This is a genomic window from Bifidobacterium margollesii, assembly GCF_002860355.1.
Lineage (GTDB): Bacteria > Actinomycetota > Actinomycetes > Actinomycetales > Bifidobacteriaceae > Galliscardovia > Galliscardovia margollesii.
In genome coordinates this window covers 1-4,008 of the sequence record NZ_NMWU01000060.1, presented here as the reverse complement: position 1 = coordinate 4,008, position 4,008 = coordinate 1, and the positions used below count along the sequence as shown (strand labels likewise).

Here is a 4,008-nt window from a genome sequence, read left to right as displayed (position 1 = left end):
CCGAGCACGACATGCTCGTGCGCCTCGGCTGGAGGGACGAGGGCATCGCCTGGTACACCTCGCCCACGGGCGCGAACGTGTACCGGCTGTACAACCCCACGCGCTACCACAAGCCGAAGCACGGTCGTGGCAATGGTGGCGGCGAGCATGTGTACACCACCAGCTACGGCGAGTACCTGAGCGTCATCAGGGCCGGATGGCGTGGCGAGGGCGTCGCCTGGAAGACCATGTGACCCTCCCCCGCGCGGCGTGATCCCCATGGGCCCTCCCGTCCGTCCTCCGGTCGGGAGGGCCTTCCCATGCCCGTTCCGTCCCGTCTGGCGCGTGTTTCCGGGTTTCGGCGTGTCGCCTGTGATTCCGCCGTTTTCGGGCGTGTACGGGTGGGCGGACAACATTCCCGGAAAACGTGTGACGATGAGCCGCGTATGGGCGGCGAACGGCGTCGCCCTCCCAACCCAAGGGAAAGGAACGGGAGCATGGGACGGATACGAGGTCTCGTCGCCCTGGCCGTGGCCGGGGCGACGCTCGTGTCGGGATGCGTGACCGCCAACGCGGCGGACACGTCACCGGCCGACGCGGGCGTGACGATCCAGCAGGACACGACAGGCAGCCAAACCAACGGCGACGGTGACGACGGCACGGTGACGGTCACGCCGCCCACCGCCGACGACACCGGAAGCACCGGCGGCGCGAACGACACGAACGGGAGTGCGGGAGACAACGGGGCCGGCCCGTCGGCCGGATCCTCCCCCGCGGCAAAGCCCGGCAGGACGGCCGCGCCCTCACCGAAGACGAACACCGGCAGTCAGGCGAGGCCGAAGGCCGCGCCCTCACCGCAGTCCAAGACCAAGACCGACGCCAAGGCCACGCCGGACGCGCCGGGGAATCGGAAGGGATCCCTCGCGGTGACGGCGCAGGCGAACACGAGTCTGGACGGGGTGACCGTCACGCTCTACCGGATCGGCTCCTACCCGAACGGCATGACGAAGGAGCTGGCGGCGAAGACCTCGTGGGACGACCTGCATGCGGTCGCCGCGGACGACACCGTGAGGACGCTGGCCGCGAAGGCCGCCGTCAAGGCGGGCGTGAAGACGTCCGGCGATCCCGTGGACGCGGTGTACCGCGAGATGGACATCGAGAAGCGCGGCATGATGCTCTCCGCCATGCTCTCCGGTCTGAACGCCTCGGGCGCGAAGCCCACGGCCACGGTGACCGGCGCGACGACCGTGAGCCTGCCCGAGGGCGTGTATCTGGGCGTGCCGGACGTCGACGAGGCCGTACCGAACCTCGGCGCGACCACGATCGACGGGACCGCCCGGCTGAAGGACTACACGCTGGGAGCGATCGTCATCGCCGGAACCGTGAACGCCGCCAGCCGGGCCGAGGGCAAGTCCAGCGATCCGGCCGCGCAGCCGGGCCTGCTGAGCCGGGCGATGAGCCTGTTCTCCGCCCGTGCCGCCGGCAAGGGGGCGCTTACCCTGAAGGACATCAAGCACATCCCGTACGCGGGATACCCGTACTATGCGGGCGACTTCCGCATGAGCGACAACACCGGACGCACGCTCCTGTGCGTGCAGGCGGACGCGAACACGCCGGAGATCGGCGCCACGTACGACGCGCGCAACTACCGGTACAACGACGAGCAGGACAGGAAGATGCGCGCGGTGGTGTACTACGGCATCGACGGTCCGGGCAACATGTTCGGCCGCGACCGGAACACCGCTCTGGTCATGATGCACTTCATGTTCTCCTACATCCAGAACGGCCATGATCCGGTTCGCAGCTACCCGGAGGTCATCGGCAAGCAGCCGTACGAGAACTTCAAGAAGACGGTGCTCGCCAACTGGCGTGACAAGACCGAGGAGGCCACCGGCATCCGTCTCCTGTTCTACATGGCCAACCCGGTCGATCAGGGGCAGAGCCTGATCGGCTGGGAGACCGTGCGCTGGAGGCCGGGCATCCTCAGCCAGTTCCAGTACAGCACGTCCTCCGGCTGGAAATCCAGCTTCAGCGCCGACACGAAGATCAACACCACCAGCCAGGTCCGGGACCGGGTCAGGATCACCGCCATGGACGGGCCCAAGCCGTCCGACGACTTCTTCACGATCCAGTGGGTCCTGCGCGTGCGCGACCGGGCGACCGGCAAGGTCACGGGCACGACCGAGACCGAGGTGGTCAAGGACACGTTCACCAAGGACCAGTCACGCTGGTACGACAAGACGTTCAGCCCGTCGAGCGTGTACGGCAGGGGCGTGAACAACTGGCCCGCCAACAGCGACATCTACTTCAACATCGCGGTGCGCCGCGCGAAGGACGGCGACCATGGAGACCCGGCGACGCTGGCCGAGGCCAAGTCGTACGGCTACCGTTCGTACATGAAGCAGAACACCGCGATCAAGGGGTCCGCGAACTGGAACGCGAACAAGGGCCAGTACTACGACCACATCGGCTGGGATCCCGCCACCGGCAGGCAGGATCCGGTCGAACGCGCCAGCACCCCGGTCAAACCCAGCCTGAAGGTGACCACGACCCGCGTGAACGCGAGCAACGATCCCGTGAACCCGGCCGGCGACACCGCGCCGATGCATGATTCGATCATCGTCTCCCGCGCGTCCGGCAACTCGATCGCATCCGGGAAGGACGGCGGCAAGGTCTTCGCGGACGTGACCCTGCACGCCGACCTGAACAAGGACGGCAAGGAGGACGTGGTCTCCGCCGCCAAGCGCACCACGTTCAGCCTGCCCTCCCCGCTCAGCGGAGCGCGGCAGTTCCGGTTCTATTCCGAGGACTTCGTCCCCTCGGACCTCAAGGGCCAGACCAAGTGGATGCCGGGCGCGAAGTACTGGTTCGACGTCAAGGCCTACGGGCAGGACGCGAACAACTGGAACACGCTGGCGCTCACCGCGCAGGGCGACCACAGCGGCGTGAACGACCCCGCCGAACAGTTCACGATGCCGGTCAACACCGAAAACGTGTCGTTCAGCACTCGCGCCCTGGCCGGCACGGACGCGAACCCGACCGACCCGCCCGCCATCTCCGGCGGCACGCAGCGGGTGCGCGACCGCCTGTACGCGCAGTGCACCGACATCCCCGCGGGAACCAAGTTCACCGGCACGCTGATCCTGAACTGGTCGAAGGACGGTGACGCCACTCCGGAGGCGTCGAAATCCAAGCCCGTGAGCATGGCCTGCGGGGCCTCGTGGAGCCCGTACTACGCGCCCGCGGACCTCGGCATGGACGCATGGGCCGGCGGCAAGTACTGGTTCAACCTCAACGTCCCGGTGCAGGCTCACGTGCCTTCCGCCAAACCTCTTAACGGTTTCGATGATTCCGCGGAATCCTGGACCACGCTCGTGCCGTCCGTGTCGTTCGCCACGCGCGCCCAGGCCACGTTCAACCTCGCGGGCAACACCACCCCGGTGTCCGACCTGATCTGGACCGGCTGCACGAACATCCCCGACGGCACCACGTTCACCGGCACCAGCACGCTCAACGTGGACACCGACCGCGACGGGAAGGCCGACCACACGAAGAGCGTGACCGTGGCCCCCAAGTGCGGCAGGACCGTCGCCTCGCCCACCGTGAGCCCGAAGGACCTGGGCGTGGGCGACCGGTGGCCCGCCGGCTTCTACTGGTGGGACCTCAACGTGCCCAAACAGGGCCGGTACGTGCTCAACGACACCGGACACGCCGGGCACGGGGACGCGAAGGAGTCCTGGACGGCCGCCGCGTCCCGCCTGATGACCGCCGGCGTGACCAGCCAGGCCGCCAACGGCCTGGTCGCCGACTGGAACCAGCAGGACGTGACCCGGGACACGAAATTCGACTCCCACGCCTCGTCCCTCCTGATCGCGGGCGGCACGGATCCGGTGTCCGACCGGGTGAGGCTCGACGTCAAGTCCCTCGACACGCCCGCCCACCGTGACTGGGACACGAACAACGACGGCCGGTTCGACGGCAGCCTCAGGTTCACCGTCAAAACCACGATGCACCTGACGGGCGGGAAGA

1 protein-coding gene and 1 pseudogene are annotated in these 4,008 nt (G+C 67.8%); both read left to right on the top strand.

The window, feature by feature from the left end; genetic code table 11:
• Positions 1–233 (top strand): annotated as a pseudogene (locus Uis1B_RS12120) (hypothetical protein); the annotation flags it as partial.
• Between the two features lie 243 nt (positions 234–476).
• A partial coding sequence (locus tag Uis1B_RS11535) for a hypothetical protein (protein ID WP_133124945.1) occupies positions 477–4,008 on the top strand: 3,532 nt, incomplete at its 3' end.